Here is a 15903-nt window from a genome sequence, read left to right on the forward strand (position 1 = left end):
GCAAAGGTCCGCAGGACCTTGCTTGGCGACCTCCCGTCGAACCTCTATCGATCTTAAGAACCCTACGTCCCTTCGGGCCGTTCGCAGCCTGCGGCAGCGGCTACAGGGTGCGACGGTGCGACGATGCGACGATGCGACGTGCGGCAGGTGCGACGGTGCGGCAGGTGCGACGGTGCGACGATACGACGATACGACGATACGACGATACGACGATACGACGATACGACGATGCGGCAGGCGCGACAGACGCGACAGACGCGACAGGTCAGGCCTTTGATGGGCGCAGCAGTGCGATCTGCTCCGGCGGCACCAGGGTCCGCAGGGTCTTGTACAGGGCCCGGGTTTCCAGCAGGTTCCAGATCCGCAGCAGGGTTTCCAGGGCGTCCAGCGGCTTGCTGATGAAGTCCCGCGCGCCCAGGGCCAGGGCCCGCAGGCGGGTGTCGCGGGTGGCGTCGGCGGTGAGCACCAGGATCGGCAGGTAGTCGTGGGCCGGAATCCGCCGATTGAGCTGTTCGAGCACGGCAAAACCGTCGAACTCGGGCATGTGCAGATCGAGGATCACCAGGTCCGGCTCGAAGCTGTTGAACAGCTCCAGGGTGCGCAGCGGCTGGGTGCTGCTCAGGACGTTGTGCAGGCCTTCGCGGGCCAGCAGCTGTTCCATCAGGTCGAGGTTGGGGCGCTGATCATCGACGATGAGGATGCGCATATCGGCAGTCATAGGGGCTCCGCTAAACAGGCGTCCAGGTGGGCGAAGAACGCCGGGATGTGAATGGGCTTGGTGAGAATCGCCGTGGCGCCGGCTTCCAGCAGGCTGCGCTGGGTCAGCTCGCTGGCGTCGGCGGTGATCATCAGGATCGGCGTGCTGGCGGTGCTGCCGGAGGCCCGCAGCCGTTGCAGCACTTCCAGGCCTTGCAGGTCCGGCAGGTTGACGTCCAGCAGGATCATCTGCGGTGAGTGCTGGCGGGCCAGGTCCAGGCCCAGCTGGCCCTGCATGCTCGACAGCAACTGAATACCCGGACGGCGCTGCAGCAGGGTTTCGATCAGCGCCAGGCTTTGCAGGTTGTCTTCGATGCAGAGGATCTTGCCCCGATAGGGGCTGGGCGTGGGCAGCGTCGGCGGCTTCAGCGCCGGGGTGGCCAGGGGCGTTGCGAGCGGGGCATCGGGCAGGCGCACACAGGGCAGTTCGAGGATGAAGCGGCTGCCGCTGCCCATTGTGCTGTGCACCTCCAGGCTGCCGTCCATCATCTCCAGCAGGCTCTTGCTCAGGGCTAGGCCCAGGCCGGTGCCTTCGACCTTGGGATCGGCGTCCAGGCGTTCGAAAGGCTTGAACAGGCGTTGCAACTGGTCGGCGGCAATCCCGGCCCCGGTGTCGATCACGGCAATGCGCAGGCGCGCTTCTTCCAGGGTCACCTCGATGCTGACCCGGCCCTGGGCGCGGTTGTACTTGATGGCGTTGGACAGCAGGTTGAGCAGGACCTGGATCAGGCGTTGGCGATCGGCAATCACCCCGCTGTCGGCGGGCAGTTCCGGCAAGGCGCTGAGCTGGATGCCGGCGTCGGTGGCCATCGGCGACACCAGGGTCAGGGCCTCATGCAGCACCGCCGCCAGGGGCATGGGTTCGACGTTCAGCGGCAGGCGCCCGGCTTCGATGCGGGCGATGTCCAGCACCTCGTTGATCAGCCCCAGCAGGTGCTGGCCGGCCCGCAGGATGTGCCCGACCTGGGGCCGCTGGCCGGCGCTGGAGTCCATGTCGAGCAATTGCGCGAAACCGAGGATGGCATTGAGCGGGGTGCGCAGTTCGTGGCTCATGCGCGAGAGGAACTCGCTCTTGGCGCGGCTGGCGCTTTCGGCTTCTTCGCGGGCGGTGCCCAGGGCGATTTCCGCGGCGCGGCGGTCGGTGATGTCCCGGGTGATCTTGGAGAACCCCCGCAGGGCGCCGCTGGCGTCGTATTGCGCGGTGATCACCACGCTGGCCCAGAAGCGGCTGCCGTCCTTGCGGCAGCGCCAGCCTTCTTCCATGTAGTGGCCGTGGGCGGTGGCTTCGCGCAGGGCCATGTCCGGGTGCTGCGGGCATTCTTCCGGCAGGTAGAACAGGGAGAAATGGCGGCCGATGATTTCCTGGTCGCGGTAGCCCTTGATCCGCTCGGCGCCGAAATTCCAGGTGGTGACCATGCCGGTGGTGTCCAGGGCGAAGATCCCGTAGTCCTTGACCCCGTCGATGATCAGCCGCAGGCGTTCTTCGTTGTCGCGCAGGGCGCGCTCGCGTTCGGCCAGCAGTTGCCCGGCTTCCACCAGGCGCGTGCCCAACTGGCCGATCTCATCCAGTTCCGGGGCTTGCGGCAGCAGCGGCTGACCCAGGGCCAGGCGCTGGGCGTTGCCCTGGACCTGCTGCACCCGGGTGACGATGCCCCGGGACAGCAGCAGCACCGCGACGATGGCGCCAAACAGCCCGCAACCGGCGGCCAGCAGGGTGGCGAACAGCAGGCGCATGCGGGTTGCCGCCGCGGCCGCGGTGCGTTCGGCCAGCAGCGCGTCCTCGTGGATGCGCATGGCGCTGATCTGCTCACGCAGCACGTCCAGCACCTGCTTGTTGTCGATGAGGATCGCGGTCACCGTGGCGCTGTCGTCGCGGCTGCCGTTGCGCAGGGCCACCAGGCCTTCGAGCTTGGTCTGGATCAGCGGGGTGATGGTGTGCAGGTACTCGCGCATGCGCGTGTCGCGCACGTTGCGGTCCAGGCGTTGCAGGGCCGCTTCGATCTGCGGACGGGCCTGGAGGTAGGCGGGCAGGAAGTCCTCGCTGCGGGTCAGCAGGTAGCCGCGCACGCTGGCCGCGGCCTCGGCCAGCAGGGTGTGCACGGTCTGGATGTCGCCCTGCACCAGCAGCACCCGGCGCACGTCTTCTTCGGCGCGGGCGGTCTGGCGTTCGGCGCTGTAGATCAGCACCAGGGACAGCAGCAGGATCACCAGGGGCAGGGAGATCACCACCAGCGCCTTGCCCCGCAGCGGCAGGTCGGCCCAGCGCCGGGCGCTGCGCAGGTTCATGGCCACTGCCCGCTGGGCTGGGCCACCAGTCCCAGGGCGATGCCACGCACCGCCGCCTGGGTGCGGTCGGAGGCGCCGAGCTTGCCGATCACCCGCTCGACGTGGGCCTTGGCGGTGCCGGTGGTGATGCCGAGCTTTTCGCCGATCTCGCGGTTGCTGAAGCCGCCGGCCACCAGCCCCAGCACCTGGCGCTCGCGGGCGGTCAGGGCCTGGGCCTGGGGTATCTGGCCGCTGCCGCGTTCGGTCATGCGCCGCAGCAGGCGCGCACTGACCGCACTGTTGAGGGCTTCCTCGCCCTGGGCCACCCGCTGCAGGGCGCCGATCACTTCGTCGCGGCTGGCGTCCTTGAGCAGGTAGCCCACGGCGCCGGCGGTCATGGCCGCTTCCAGGTGATCGGGGCTGTCGTCCATGGTGAAGATCACCACCTTGACCTCGGGCTGGCGCTGCTGCAGAAGGCGCGCGGCCCCCAGGCCATTGAGCTGGGGCATGCGGATGTCGAGGATGGCGATGTCCGGGCGCAGTTGCTCGCACAGGGCCAGGGCTTCTTCACCGTCCCTGGCCTGGCCCACCACCTCGAACTCCGGGTTGCCCGCCAGCAGGGCGACGAAGCCGGTGCGGGTCACTTCATGGTCGTCCGCCAGGACCAGGCGTATCAGGCTACTCATGGCGCTTGCTCCAAGGGTTGCACGGGCACGCTGGCCAGCAGCCGGGTGCCGCTGCCGGGCCGGCTGTCGCAGCTGAAATGGCCGCCCAGCAGATGGGCGCGCTCATGCATGGCGACCTGACCCAGCTGCTCGGCCACCGGGGCCGGCGAGCTGACGAATCCGCAACCGTCATCGTTGACCCCGAGCAGCGCCAGGCCGTCTTCCAGGGCCAGGCTCAGGTGCACCTGCGAGGCCCGGGCGTGCTTGAGGATGTTGTTGATGGCTTCCTGGGCGATGCGGAACAGGGCGATCTCCACCGCATCGGGCAGGCGCTGCGGCGCGCGCTGCCCCCAGTACACCAGCAGACCGGCGTCGCGCAGGCGGTCGGCCTCGCGGTCGATGGCCCGCAGCAGGCCGAAGTCGTCGAGCACGTGGGGGCGCAAGCCGCCGATCAGTTGCCGGCCTTCGCCGACGCAGCCCTGTGCCAGTTGCAGGATGGTCTGCAGGTCCTGGTGCAGCTCGGCGGGCAACGGCGGACAACGCCCGGCGAAGCCCTGCAGGCGCTGGTGCAGCCCGGCCAGGGTTTGCGCCAGGCCGTCGTGCAGGTCATAGGCGACCCGCTTGCGTTCGTCTTCCTGGGCGCTGAACAGGCGTTGCACCAGCTCCGACATGCTGCGCTCCCGGGCTTGCAGGTCGCGCAGCAGACGATGGTTTTCCAGGTGCGCCGCCAGCAGGGTGGCCAGCAGTTGCAGGGATTCCAGGTCTTCGCTGTCCGGCGGGCTGATGGGCACGCTGTTGGCCAGCAGCAGGGCGCCAAAGGCGCGGCCGTCGGCGCGGTGCAACAGTACGCGCAGCACGGCGCTGTCCGGCGGCGGCTCCGGCCATTGCGGGTGATCGGCCAGGGCGCGCAGGCCTTGCAGGCGTTCTTCATGACCCAGGGCGGCGCGGGTGTGGATCACGCCATCCTCGGCCCATTCCAGCAGCAGTCCGTGGTCCATGGCGGCGAAGGCGCAGGCCCGTTGCACCACCCGCTGGCGCATCTGCTCGGGGGGCAGTTGCAAAAGCTCCTGGCCGGTGTCCACCAGCAGTCGCAGGCGCGCGGCGCGGCTCTGGGACTGTCGATACTGGCTGCGCAGGGCCAGGGCGCTGGCGGGGTCGAAGGATGGGGTGGACATGGCGTTGCTCCAGTGCGGCGGCGCTGCGGTTGAACAAAAGCGGGCATTAGACCCGCTGCTGCACGTCACGCCTATCTGCCGAATGGCATAGGCCGAAAGCTCCAGTTGGCCGATGGCGCGGACGACGGCGATGGGCAAAGTGTGGCTCATTGAAACCCACTGGAGAAATCGTATGAAACTGAAAACCACTGCCCTGGCCCTGTTTTTCGCCTTCACCGCTCCACTGGCTGTGGCCGCCGAGGTCAAGCCCTATGTCTACAGCGCCGTTGCCGAGCAGCCGCAAGCGGCTCAGGACCGCGAGATCGCCGGCCTGTTCGATCGCTGGAACAGCGCCTTGCAGACCGGCAACCCGCAGTCGGTGGTGAGCCTGTATGCGCCGAACGCAGTGTTGCAGCCGACCGTGTCCAACCAGGTGCGCAGCACTCACGCCCAGATCCAGGACTACTTCGAGCACTTCCTGGCGTCCAAGCCGGTGGGGCAGATCAACTACCGTGAAATCCGTCACCTGGGCCCGGATGCCGCCCTGGACAGCGGCGTCTACACCTTCACCCTGACCGACGCGTCCGGCAAGAGCGAGAAGGTCCAGGCGCGCTACACCTTCCTGTACGAGCGTATCGACGGTCAGTGGAAGATCCTCAACCATCACTCCTCGGCCATGCCGGAAGTCCAGTCGCAGCTGGCCGCTCACTGATCCACCTTGCGTTCCCTTCACGCCGAGCCTGTGCTCGGCGTTGTCGTTCCCGCGGCTCACTGCTCGCGGTAGCGCCCCGGGGTCATGCCGAACCAGCGCAGGCAGGCCTTGTGAAAGCTGCTCTGGTCGCGAAAGCCCAGCAGGGCGCCGATGTATTTGACGCTGCGCATGGAGTTGCGCAGGAAGCTGTGGGCCAGCATCAAGCGGGCTTCATCCAGCAAGGCCGAGAAATGCACGTCTTCGTGTCCCAGGCGGCGTTGCAGGCTGCGGGTGCTGACCCCGACGATCTGGGCGATGTTCGGCAGGTCGCTCGGTGCACCCTGGGCCAGGCGTTCGGACAACGCTCGACGGACCCGGGCGGTCATCGAACCGTTGTGCAGCAGGTTGAGGCGGTTACGCGCGTACTCCAGGTGCAGCACATCCAGGGCCGGGTCGGCGGTGGGCAGGGCAATGGCGCAATCCTGGCTGCTGAAGGACAAGCTGTTGTAGGGCGCGCAAAACTGCAGGTTGTCTCCCAGCAACTGGCGCAGGGACCCGGTGTCCAGCGGCTCCGGGTAGGTGAAGGTGGCTGTCAGGGGCCGCACTTTGTGCTGCGGCAACAGCCAGTGAAGTAGGCCCAGGGTCTGGGCCGCGCCGGCGTCGATAAAGGCCCGGGGCATCATCGAGGGTTCGCTGGCCACGTCGAAGCCGATCAGGGTCAGCATCTGCGGCTTGCGCTCCAGGCACATGCAGAAGCCGTTGCTGATCAGCGCGTGGTAATCCACCAGGCGTTGCAGCGCGATGCCCAGGGTGGCGCAGGACATTACCGCATACCCCAATGCCTCCAGGTTGGCCGGATGGGCCTTGCTGTAGGCCAGCAGGCCCAGGTCCGGCTTGCCGGTGCGGCGCACCGCTTCCTGTATCACCTGATAGACCAGTTCCAGCCTCACGCCCTTGGGGTTTTCATACACATCCCGCAGGCTGCTGCCCAATTGCTTGAGCAAGGTTTCGACGTGGGCGCCGCCCTCATTCATGACATCGGCAAGCACCCTAAAGCTGGCGCTGGTCATTCTATGCATAGGTCTTCCTGGACTGATGGCTTAGTGATATCGGAGAGGCCGTTGGCATGATTGCAATAAACACGGGGCCACAGACGATTCAGCAGTGCCGCGCGTTTCCGAGGACAAGCGAAAGGTATCCAGGAACACTTCCTCAAGGCCTGTGCCGGGGTCGATCATGTTCGGCCAGGGCCCTTGGAAAGGGTGACGGCCAGCGCGTCGCATCCGGTTCGCCGCGAGGGTGCCGTTGTCTTGCCCGGGGAGTTGTCATGCAAAGCGTCAGAGACTTTTATCGTGAACTGGCCCAGGGCCGCCTGATGCTGGCGTTCCAGCCGGTGGTGTGGCTGCCCGACAGCAGCCGCGTGCTGTACCACGAAAGCTTGCTGCGCCACATCGATGCTCAGGGCGGCGAAGTCTATCCTCTGGCGCTGCTGGAAAAACACCAACTGATGCGCGAGCTCGATCAAAGCGTGGTGCGCTGCGTGATCGATGCGCTGCACCGTGATGAACGCCTGCGCCTGGGGTGCAATATTTCCGCCCAGAGCGCGATCATCGACGGCTTCTGGTCGCCGATTCTGCAGGTGCTGCGCGACTCACCCTCAGTGGCCGCGCGCCTGGTGATCGAGATCACCGAAAGCGCCACGCCGCCGAGCATCGAGGCGGCCAGCGAGTTCGTCCTGTGCCTGCGGGAACTGGGCTGCCGGGTGGCCATCGACGATTTCGGCGCGGGCCTGGGCACCCTGGAATTCATCCGCCAGACCCGGCCGGACATCGTCAAGATCGACAAGGGCTACATCCAGCGCGCCCGTGGCGAACTCAACAGCGCCCAGACCCTCAGCCACCTGGTGCAGCTGTGCAAGACCCTGGCGCCCTGCGTGATCATCGAAGGCATCGAGACCAGCACCGACCAGAACCTGGCCACGGCCTGTGGCGGCGAGTGGGGGCAGGGCTATCTGTTCGGGCGCCCGCAAGTCGATCGCCTCGGCCGGCGCTGCTGCCTGGAGCAGCAGATGGCGCCGCGGTGTGCGCTGGATCAGGCCTAGCCCGGTGGCGCCAAGGCACGGCGCGAGCCCGCCTGACGGGGTTCAATCAGCCTGCGGGGTGATGGGCGGGGTGTGGGCCGTCGGGTCTTGCACCTCGGCACTGATGGGCAATGCCGGCAGCTCTTCCTCGGGAATCTCCTTCATGTCCACGTGCAGGTTGCGCTTGGGCCGTTCCGGCTGGAACGCGTCGTAGGGCAGCAGCACGGTGTCGAGCGCCGCATCCAGGGGCAGGCTGGCGATCATCAGGATCGGGCACACCACCGTCACCCAGCAGCCGCCGGTGATCATGCGCGCGTAGCCCATGTCGTAGCCGGTGAGCACTTGGGCGTTGGTCTTGACGCTGCGGTAGTAGCGATCGTCGCGAAAGTCCAGGGCATTGCCGCGAGTCATGTAGGTGCCACAGCCGGACAGCAGCAGGGTGTTGAGCAGCAACAGGTAATGGAGGATTCGGATGATCAGGCTTCCACGCAGGGTCGAGGCAGGGGCCGGCGAGAATCAGTGATTCATCGCGTCATGGGGCAGCAGCGCGGTGTCGGCCACGGCGTCCACCGGCAGGCTGACGATGGCCACCACCGGGCAGACGATGCTCATCCAGCAGAAGAGCGTGGCATAGCCGTCGTAGCCGCTGGCGCCGCGCATGGTCAGCAGTTCGATATTGGCCTGGGTGCCTTTGTAGTAGTCGTAGCCGCTATGGGCATTGGGCGTGCGAGCGATCAGGGTGCCGCAGCCCGCCAGGGACAGCATGGACACAACGAACAGGGCATTGAGGGCTTTGATGGCGCCATTCCTTAGCAAGCGGATTTTTTCGCGCGCATGGTCGCAGAAGCGCGGTGCAGACGCTAGATTGGGCGCTGAATAAATACTGGGCGCAGTGCCGGGAGGGTTCGATGAGGGGAGAGCGCAGCGTCGCACGGCTGTTTGCCGAGGAACCGCTGTCTTGGGGGTTGCGGGGTGACCCCTATCTGTGGCGAGCCATGGCCGCGCATCTGGCCCACACGCCCTGGCCGGCCACGGCGCAGCAGTTGGAAGCCCTGATCGTCCAGGCCTTCGAGCAATTGACCGGCAGTGCCTGGAGCTCGGCAGGGCATTTCTTCGTCGAGGCCTTTGCCCATGGCGGCATGTCCAGCGGCGGGATTTCCATGGTCTTCTGGCACGAGCACGGCCTGCCCCTGTTGCGCGCCCGTTGGGCGCAAGCCTGATCAGATTTCGCTGGGGATCAGCATAAGCAGGTCGGTATCGCCGACATCCACCCCGGCCTGGGTCAGCAGGGTGCTGGCCTGGCCCCGGTGATGGGTCTGGTGATTGAAGAAATGCACCAGCAGGCTATAGAAATCGCGCTCGGCGACCACGCCTTGGGTGTTGGTGTAATGCAGGCTGCTGTCCAGGTCGGTGTCGTTCAGGGATTGGCTGAAATCGAGGATCAACTGGTCCAGCCACTGGCGTTGCTGCCAGAGCCCGCCCAGGTTTGGGAACAGCAGGGTCTTGAGGTCCTGGGGCAGGGCCACCCCTTGCAGCGGCGCCAGGGCCGCAAACCGCGCCGGGTGCTGGGCAAAACGCTTGAGCCAGATGGTGTCGCCGGCCAGCAAATGATTGAGGGTGCCGAGGATCGAGCCGAAAAAAGCCTGGCGATCGAGGACGATCTGCGCCTCGGGCAGGGTCATGGCGGCGTGGTACAGCTTGGTGTTCATCCATTGGTTGTAGCGGGCCATCAGGCACAGGTGCTTGGTGCGCTGCATTGTGGTTCCTCTGGGTTTTTGCGGGCGGGGGGCAGCAGCTTCGCAAGTCTCGCTGCACGCCGGCAAGGGTCGCGACGAAAGCCTTGCGCGCCGGCTGTTTGCAGGGCCTTGCAGCCATTAAAAAAACCGCCCCTTTGGCCCCGATAACATCGTTTCTCGGGGCTTGGGCTTTTCTCTATATTGGCCACCAGATCCAGCGCGGCAACACGCCGCGCACCCTTTATGGTGAGCCGTTGCAATGAATAAAAAACCTGAACGCACAGGGCTGGAAAATCCCGGGACCGCCACTCGCGTGGTCTGGGGCGGAGAGCAAGTCCGTCACCCCTACAACGCCACGCAAACCCCGATTGTCGCCAGCGCCGCCTACGGCTACGACGACATCGACCAGTGGTACGACGTGGCCCTGGGCAAGGCCCCGGGCTTCATCTACAGCCGCATGAGCAACCCCACGGTGGAAACCCTGGAAGCCAAATTGTGCGACCTGGAAAACGCCGAATCGGCGGTGGCCTTCAGCAGCGGCATGGCGGCCATCAGCGGGGTGCTCTACAGCTTCCTGCGCCACGGCCAGCGGGTGGTGTCGACCAAGGACAGCTACGGCGGCACCAACAAGATTTTCGAAGAGTTCCTGCCGCGCATGGGCGTGGCCGTGACCCTCTGCGAAACCTTCGACCAGCAGCAGATCGAAGCCGAGATTGCCAAGGGTTGCGACCTGCTGTACCTGGAAACCCCGACCAACCCGACCCTGAAGATCGTCGACATCCAGCGTCTGGTCACCGCGGCGAAACAGGTCGGCGCCCTGGTGGTGGCGGACAACACCTTCGCCACGCCGCTGAACCAGAATCCCCTGGCCCTGGGCGTGGACGTGGTGATCCACAGCGCCACCAAGTTCCTCAGTGGCCACGGCGATGTGCTGGGTGGCGTGGCCTGCGGCAGCGAGGCGCTGATGAGCCAGGTGCGTCACTACCGGGAAATCAACGGTGCCAGCCTCGATCCGTTCTCGGCCTACCTGATCATCCGCGGGATCAAGACCCTGGCCCTGCGCATGCGCCAGCAACAGCACAGCGCGGCGCAGCTGGCGCAGTTCCTGCTTAACGAACCGCTGGTGGAGTCGGTGAACTACCCGGGCTTGCCGAGCCACCCGAACCACGCCGTGGCCTGTGCGCAGATGCGCGGTTTCGGCGCCATCGTCAGCTTTGTCCTGGTGGGCGGCATGGACAGCGTCAAGCTGCTCCTGCCGCGCCTGCGCTATGCCCACTGCGCCGGCAACCTGGGCGCGGTGGAAACCATCTACGGTCCGGCGCGCACCACCAGCCATGTCGAAAACACCCTGGAAGAGCGTCAGGCCCTGGGCATTTCCGAAGGCCTGGTGCGGATCTCGGTGGGCATCGAAGACACCGATGATCTGCTGGCGGACCTGCAGCAAGCCTTTGCCTGGCTGCGCCAATCCCTCAAGCACAACCCGGCGCCCGGCGCCGTCCCTTCCCTGAATGTCCGGGTCGAGGTGGCCCACTGAAAGAGCGCGCAATACCCCCACAGCAAGGCAGCCAGTGGGGGCTTCATGAAGAGGAATAACAATAAAAACCTGGTGGCATCCGATTTGTTTTCTGCCCATTTCCACAGTCGCAGAAATTGAGACTTGCCCTGACAACTTTCATGAGAACCATCATGTCCCTACAAGAACAACAGGCCGACTTGCGCGGCGGCTTCAAGCAAGAAATGCAGACCCGGCACATTGTCATGCTCGCCCTTGGCGGGGTGATCGGCACCGGGCTGTTCCTCACTTCCGGCTACACGGTGAACCAGGCCGGCCCGCTGGGCGCGGTGATCGCCTACATCATCGGCGCGCTGATGGTGTACCTGGTGATGATGTGCCTGGGCGAACTGGCGGTGCAGATGCCCGAGACCGGCTCCTTCAGCACCTACGCCACACGCTTTCTCGGCCCCGGCACCGGTTACACCGTGGCCTGGCTGTACTGGCTGACCTGGACCGTGGCCATCGGCTCGGAGTTCACCGCCGCCGGGATCCTCATGGCCCGCTGGTTCCCCGACACCCCGGTGTGGATCTGGAGCGCGCTGTTCGCCATGGTGGTGTTCCTGTCCAACGTGGTGTCGGTGCGGCTGTTCGCCGAAACCGAGTTCTGGCTGTCGCTGGTCAAGGTGGTCACCGTGCTGGCCTTCCTGGCGGTGGGGGGCGGGGCGATCCTCGGTCTTTTACACATCGACCAGGCCCACAGCATTGGCCTGAGCAACTTCACCCGCGAGGGGCTGTTCCCCACCGGCTTCATGCCGATCGCCATGACTTTGCTGGCGGTGGCCTTTGCCTTCTCCGGCACCGAGCTGATCGGTATCGCCGCCGGCGAAACCCGTGACCCGCAACGCAACGTGCCACGGGCGATCCGCACCACGGTGCTGCGCCTGGCGATCTTCTTCGTCGGCACCATCTTCGTCCTCGCCACCCTGTTGCCCCGAGAGCAGGCCGGCCTGGTGGAAAGTCCGTTCGTCACGGTGTTCACCTACATCGGCATTCCGTACTCGGCCGACATCATGAACTTCGTGATCATCAGTGCGCTGCTGTCCGCCGCCAACTCCGGGCTGTACGCCGCCTCGCGGATGCTCTGGACCCTGAGCGACCAGGGCCATCTGCCCAAGCAGTTCTCGGCCCTGACCCGCATGGGCACGCCGCTCAACGCGATCATCGTGAGCATGGCCGGCGGCGCCGCCTCGCTGCTCAGCAGCGTGTTCGCCCCGGACACCATCTACCTGGCCCTGGTGTCGATTTCCGGGCTGGCGGTGGTGGTGGTGTGGATGAGCATCGCCGCCAGCCAGATCGCCTTCCGCCGGCACTTCGTGGCCAACGGCGGCGATGTGCGCGACCTGAAATTCCGTGTCCGTGGCTACCCCTGGGTGCCGCTGGGGGCGCTGTTGTGCTGCGCCCTGGCCTGTGTCGGCATCGGCTTCGATCCCGAGCAGCGGGTGGCCCTGTACTTCGGTGTGCCGTTCATCGCCTGGTGCTACTTCGTGTATTACATTACCCGCAGTAGCCGCCAGCGGCGCCTGGCCCTGGCACCTCTGGCACGCTCGTCCGATGCCCTGCCGGGCTGACGGACGGCAACGGCATCCAGGGTGTTCATGAGAGCCAGGCCATGAAGCAGAAAAGCTTGCCCCCGCTGAACTGGCTGCGCGCCTTCGAAGTGTCCGCCCGCTGCCTGAACTTCACCCACGCCGCCGAGGAGCTGTTCCTCACCCAGGGGGCGGTGAGCCAGCAGATCCGCCAGCTGGAAAGCCACCTCGGGGTGGCGCTGTTCAAGCGCCTGCCCCGGGGCCTGGACCTGACCGAGGAGGGCCGCTCCTACCTGCCGGTGGTGCAGGACGCCATCACCCGGCTGGCGGTGGGCACCAACGAGATTTTCGGCCAGCACCAGCACCGGCCGATCAAGGTGCGCGGCAGCCTGGCGTTCTTCGTCCACTGGCTGGCGCCCAAGCTGCTGACCTTTCAGCAGGCCCAGCCCCAGGTGGACATTCGGTACATCAGCAATATCTGGGTCAAGGAACTGGATGGCGAAGACGACCTGGAAATCCGCTGGGGTCGCGGTCACTGGCCGGGGCTTGTGGCCCAGCGCCTGACCTGGGACAGCCTGGTCCCGGTCTGCGCACCGGCGCTGCTGGCGCGCCTGCCGCTGCAGGTGCCGGACGATCTGGCCCGCCATCAACTGCTGCACGTGCTGGGCTACGAAGAGGGCTGGGGCTACTGGCTTGAACGGGCCGGCGCCAGAGGCGTGGACTCGTCCCGGGGCATGCAGTTCGACACCCTGATCTCGACCCTGCGCATGGCCGAACTGGGGCAGGGCGTGGCCCTGGCCCGTTCCTCGATGGTCGCCGACATGCTGGCCGACGGGCGTCTGGTGGAGCCCTTCGAGCAGCGTATCGAGGCCAGCGAATCCTTTTACCTGGTGCGCGGCGCCGATGCCGAGCAACACCCCGATGCGCTGAAGTTCTCCACCTGGCTGGTGGAGCAGGCCCATCGCTACAAATGACTGGCCGGAGCCAAGCATGCGCTATGTGAGTACCCGCAGTGCCGCCGAACAGGTGGATTTTGCAACCGTGGTTTTGTCCGGCGTGGCCGCCGATGGCGGGCTGTATGTGCCGCAGCGGCTGCCGTGTTTCAGCCCCCAGGAAATCGCCAACTGGTCGACCCTGGATTACCCCGAACTGGCCTTTCGCGTGCTCAGCCCCTTTGTCGGCGACAGCCTGCCCGAGGCCGACTTCAAGGCGTTGCTGCACCGGGCCTACAGCGGTTTTGGCCACCGTGCGGTGGCGCCTTTGCGGCAGATCGATCGCAACGAATGGCTGCTGGAGCTGTTTCACGGTCCCAGCGGTTCGGCCAAGGATTTTGCCGCGCGCCTGCAGGCCCAACTGGTGAGCTATTTTCTCCAGCGCCGGCAGCGTCGCGGGGTGCTGGTGGGCGCCAGCAACGGCGACACCGGGCTGGCGGCGATCGACGCCTTCAAGGACTGCCCGCAGACCCAGGTGCTGGTGTTCTACCCGCAGCACGGCGTGCCCGAGCAGCAGGGGCGGCAGTTGCAGGCGGCGCATCACCCGGGGTTGTGGCGCTTTACGGTGCAGGGCAGTTTCGACGACTGCCAGACCCTGGTCAGCCGCCTGCTGCGCCAGTGGCCTTTGCCCGAGCACGAGGCGATCGGCTTCAACTCCAGCAACTGGGTGGGGGTCATGGCCCAGCTGGTGCTGTATTTCCATGCCGTGCTGCAACTGGGCGGCGGTCAGCGGCCCATCGGCTTCAGCGTGCCGGCGGCGAGTTTCGCCGAAGTCTATGCCGGCTACATCGTGCAGAAGATGGGCCTGCCGATCACCCAGATGATTGTCGCCACCAATAGCAATGACGCGCTGCATCAGCTGTTCCTGAAGAACCGCTACTCCCGCGGGCAGGCTCGCCAGAGCCTGTCGCCGGCCATGGACCTGTCGCTGTTCGCCAACCTCGAACGCCTGGTCTGGGAGCTGTATGGCCAGGACCCGCAGGCGGTGGCGGCGCTGATGCAGGGCTTCGAGGACAGCGGCGAGATGAGCCTGAACAACGAGGCCTGGCTGCAGGCGCGGATGATCATCGACTCCTATTCGGTCAGCGACGAAGAGACCGGCAAGGAGATCGTCAGCCTGTATCGGGACACCGGCTACGTCATCGATCCCCACGCCGCCACCGGGGTGCTGGCGGCGCGCCTGTACCGCCGCAGTCTGGTGGCACCGATGGTCACCCTGGGGGAAATCGCACCGGCCAAGTCGGCGCGGCTGCTGGGCTCGCTGGGCATCCCCGGGGTGGTCCCGCCACCGGTGGCAGCGCCCTCGACGCAGCAGTGGCAGACCCTGGCGGCGGATGATTTTGCCGCATTGCTGCATTGCCTGAAGGCACTGTGATGGACCGGTTCAAGGGGGCTGTATGAAGCGGATTCTGGATCCTCTGGACGAGCGCATCCTGGCCGAGCTGAGCGTCAATGCCCGGGCGGCTCATGCCGAGCTGGCGGCCAAGGTCAACCTGTCGCGCAATGCCGTGCGCCAGCGCATCGAACGCCTGGAGCGCGACGGCGCGATCCAGGGCTACACCATTCGCGTGGGCGAAGGGCGCGGCGCGGATACCCGGATCAACGCGCTGATCTTCGTCTACCGCTACGACCGCATGCGTGGCGCCGAGGTGTTGCAGGCCCTGCGGGCGATGCCGGAGATCGTCCAGTGCGAAGTGCTCAGTGGCGAGTTCGACGTGCTGGTGCGGGTCAGCGCCGCCACCGCGGAGCGGGTGCACCGGGTGTGGAATGACATCGCCGCCTTGCCCGGAGTGGAAAACACCGTGACGTCCTTTGTCTTGTCGTCGGTGAGTTAGGGGCCGTCTGCCTGCTTGAAAAACCAGCCATGGCTGGTTTTTTTGCCTTTTCGGAGCCGCAGGTTGTGCCTGTTCATGCCTTATGAACAGGGGGTGGTACACGTTGAAATGGCTCAAGGGGAAACAGGCGATGAAAGCCGATGGCCCGAAGAGGCGGCGCTGGCGTATCAACAGTCCGCAACCAGGAAATCCTTCCTGAAGATTCAGAAGCGTCTGATGTGTCGGTTACCGGTGCAATTTTAGTATCGGCACCCGCTGCAGGGCCTGGCTTTTGGTGGAGATGTGCAGTTTGTCGGGGTGTTGAGTGCTTGTTTGACGCCAAGATAGTGGCACATTAACATCGCCCGCTTTGTCATGACCTTACTGCCCTTTCGAAGGATCGAGTATGTCCATCTCCACCCTCAGGATGAGGTTGTGCTGTGTACTGTCCTGCCTGCTGCTGGTCGGTCCATTGCACATGGCGATTGCCGCCCCCTTGCTGACCTTCAATCCCGACGACCAGGACCTGATCCACGACCTGCAGAATCGCCTGCAGGAGGAACAGCAGCGGCGTCTCGAAGAGCTCAAGGACCTGCCCGCGGCAAGCACCTCGCCGCCAGCCTGACCTTCGCCCACTCCCTCGAGCGGCCAGATGCCCTGAGTGAGCGC

General features: G+C 65.8%; 17 protein-coding genes. 9 read left to right on the forward strand and 8 right to left on the reverse strand.

Translation table 11 applies throughout. The features are described 5' to 3' along the window. Positions 1 to 265 precede the first annotated feature (265 nt). From ACMGG8_RS15330 to ACMGG8_RS15345, 4 genes are read right to left on the reverse strand one after another with little or no spacing between them, the layout of a single operon-like run. Complete coding sequence (locus ACMGG8_RS15330) at positions 266 to 718, reverse strand: response regulator (protein ID WP_060840076.1); 453 nt, start codon at positions 716 to 718, stop codon at positions 266 to 268. Continuing rightward, positions 715 to 3042 carry an ATP-binding protein gene (locus ACMGG8_RS15335; RefSeq protein WP_129405756.1) on the reverse strand — a complete coding sequence of 776 codons (2328 nt, stop codon included), beginning with the start codon at positions 3040 to 3042 and terminating at the stop codon, positions 715 to 717. The genes ACMGG8_RS15330 and ACMGG8_RS15335 overlap by 4 nt, the downstream gene beginning before the upstream one ends. Continuing rightward, complete coding sequence (locus ACMGG8_RS15340) at positions 3039 to 3707, reverse strand: response regulator (protein ID WP_129405755.1); 669 nt, start codon at positions 3705 to 3707, stop codon at positions 3039 to 3041. The genes ACMGG8_RS15335 and ACMGG8_RS15340 overlap by 4 nt, the downstream gene beginning before the upstream one ends. Beyond that, positions 3704 to 4861, reverse strand: a complete 1158-nt coding sequence (locus tag ACMGG8_RS15345) for a sensor histidine kinase (RefSeq protein WP_129405754.1) — start codon at positions 4859 to 4861, stop codon at positions 3704 to 3706. The genes ACMGG8_RS15340 and ACMGG8_RS15345 overlap by 4 nt, the downstream gene beginning before the upstream one ends. Positions 4862 to 5033: 172 nt before the next feature. Here ACMGG8_RS15345 and ACMGG8_RS15350 point away from each other — a divergent pair, with 172 nt between their 5' ends. Then, the gene (locus tag ACMGG8_RS15350) at positions 5034 to 5552 is read left to right on the forward strand and encodes an SgcJ/EcaC family oxidoreductase (RefSeq protein WP_060840072.1); all 519 of its coding nucleotides are present in this window, start codon (positions 5034 to 5036) and stop codon (positions 5550 to 5552) included. A gap of 56 nt (positions 5553 to 5608) precedes the next feature. On the opposite strand, the gene ACMGG8_RS15355 is transcribed toward ACMGG8_RS15350, so the two are convergent. Then, complete coding sequence (locus tag ACMGG8_RS15355) at positions 5609 to 6610, reverse strand: AraC family transcriptional regulator (protein ID WP_060840071.1); 1002 nt, start codon at positions 6608 to 6610, stop codon at positions 5609 to 5611. A gap of 248 nt (positions 6611 to 6858) precedes the next feature. On the opposite strand from ACMGG8_RS15355, the gene ACMGG8_RS15360 reads away from it, so the two are divergent. Next, positions 6859 to 7632: an EAL domain-containing protein gene (locus tag ACMGG8_RS15360; RefSeq protein WP_108545712.1), complete on the forward strand. Its 774-nt coding sequence runs from the start codon at positions 6859 to 6861 to the stop codon at positions 7630 to 7632. Positions 7633 to 7674: 42 nt separating this feature from the next. Here the strand turns inward: ACMGG8_RS15360 and ACMGG8_RS15365 are convergent, their stop codons facing one another. Both ACMGG8_RS15365 and ACMGG8_RS15370 read right to left on the reverse strand, forming a co-directional pair. Continuing rightward, positions 7675 to 8064, reverse strand: a complete 390-nt coding sequence (locus tag ACMGG8_RS15365; RefSeq protein WP_233789229.1) for a YceK/YidQ family lipoprotein — start codon at positions 8062 to 8064, stop codon at positions 7675 to 7677. Positions 8065 to 8127: 63 nt separating this feature from the next. Further along, positions 8128 to 8427 (reverse strand): YceK/YidQ family lipoprotein, encoded by a 300-nt coding sequence (locus tag ACMGG8_RS15370; RefSeq protein WP_414159848.1) that lies wholly within the window; start codon positions 8425 to 8427, stop codon positions 8128 to 8130. A gap of 92 nt (positions 8428 to 8519) precedes the next feature. Between ACMGG8_RS15370 and ACMGG8_RS15375 the strand changes: the two genes are divergently transcribed. Continuing rightward, positions 8520 to 8831: a hypothetical protein gene (locus ACMGG8_RS15375; protein WP_047305198.1), complete on the forward strand. Its 312-nt coding sequence runs from the start codon at positions 8520 to 8522 to the stop codon at positions 8829 to 8831. Here ACMGG8_RS15375 and ACMGG8_RS15380 read toward each other — a convergent pair whose 3' ends face one another. After that, on the reverse strand, positions 8832 to 9368 hold the full coding sequence (locus ACMGG8_RS15380; protein ID WP_414159849.1) for a DinB family protein: 537 nt from the start codon (positions 9366 to 9368) through the stop codon (positions 8832 to 8834). Positions 9369 to 9606: 238 nt separating this feature from the next. Between ACMGG8_RS15380 and ACMGG8_RS15385 the strand changes: the two genes are divergently transcribed. The 6 genes from ACMGG8_RS15385 to ACMGG8_RS15410 all read left to right on the forward strand — a co-directional run bounded on the left by ACMGG8_RS15385 (position 9607) and on the right by ACMGG8_RS15410 (position 15859). Continuing rightward, the gene (locus ACMGG8_RS15385) at positions 9607 to 10881 is read left to right on the forward strand and encodes a cystathionine gamma-synthase family protein (RefSeq protein WP_414159850.1); all 1275 of its coding nucleotides are present in this window, start codon (positions 9607 to 9609) and stop codon (positions 10879 to 10881) included. A gap of 152 nt (positions 10882 to 11033) precedes the next feature. Next, complete coding sequence (locus tag ACMGG8_RS15390) at positions 11034 to 12470, forward strand: amino acid permease (protein WP_060840065.1); 1437 nt, start codon at positions 11034 to 11036, stop codon at positions 12468 to 12470. A 41-nt stretch (positions 12471 to 12511) separates the two neighbouring features. Then, the gene (locus tag ACMGG8_RS15395) at positions 12512 to 13402 is read left to right on the forward strand and encodes a LysR substrate-binding domain-containing protein (RefSeq protein WP_060840064.1); all 891 of its coding nucleotides are present in this window, start codon (positions 12512 to 12514) and stop codon (positions 13400 to 13402) included. Between the two features lie 16 nt (positions 13403 to 13418). Next, positions 13419 to 14795, forward strand: coding sequence for a threonine synthase (thrC, locus tag ACMGG8_RS15400; protein WP_414159851.1), 1377 nt, complete (start codon positions 13419 to 13421; stop codon positions 14793 to 14795). A 22-nt stretch (positions 14796 to 14817) separates the two neighbouring features. Next, positions 14818 to 15255, forward strand: a complete 438-nt coding sequence (locus ACMGG8_RS15405; RefSeq protein ID WP_060840062.1) for an Lrp/AsnC family transcriptional regulator — start codon at positions 14818 to 14820, stop codon at positions 15253 to 15255. 385 nt (positions 15256 to 15640) lie between these two features. Further along, positions 15641 to 15859 carry a hypothetical protein gene (locus tag ACMGG8_RS15410; protein WP_060844063.1) on the forward strand — a complete coding sequence of 73 codons (219 nt, stop codon included), beginning with the start codon at positions 15641 to 15643 and terminating at the stop codon, positions 15857 to 15859. Positions 15860 to 15903 lie beyond the last annotated feature (44 nt).

Origin of the sequence: Pseudomonas sp. BNK-45, from assembly GCF_047456255.1 — a bacterium.
Lineage (GTDB): Bacteria > Pseudomonadota > Gammaproteobacteria > Pseudomonadales > Pseudomonadaceae > Aquipseudomonas.